This is a genomic window from Corynebacterium tuberculostearicum (assembly GCF_030229345.1).
Taxonomy (GTDB): Bacteria; Actinomycetota; Actinomycetes; order Mycobacteriales; family Mycobacteriaceae; genus Corynebacterium; species Corynebacterium tuberculostearicum_G.
This window is the reverse complement of the sequence record NZ_JASPGP010000038.1, coordinates 1-232: the sequence shown is the minus strand read 5'-3', so window position 1 is coordinate 232 and position 232 is coordinate 1. Positions and strand designations below refer to the sequence as shown.

Sequence of the window (232 nt, the reverse complement as noted above, 5' to 3'; positions counted from 1 at the left end):
GAAGTAGATGACCGAGCAGTACCAGGTCATTGGGAAGGCGACCTCATTTTAGGCGCGGGTAATAAGTCTGCAATTGGCACGCTAGTAGAGCGAACCACGCGCTATGTCATCTTGCTGCATTTACCTAATGGGCATAGTGCTACCGAAGTAAATGAAGCACTTACTAAAGCGATTGCTACCTTGCCAGATCATCTCAAAGGATCACTTACCTGGGATCAGGGAAGTGAAATGG

At 47.8% G+C, this 232-nt stretch carries 1 protein-coding gene; it reads left to right on the top strand.

What is annotated here, in order from left to right; all coding sequences use genetic code 11:
- The coding region (locus QP884_RS11265) for an IS30 family transposase (RefSeq protein ID WP_284822067.1) at positions 1-232 on the top strand (232 nt) is incomplete at both ends.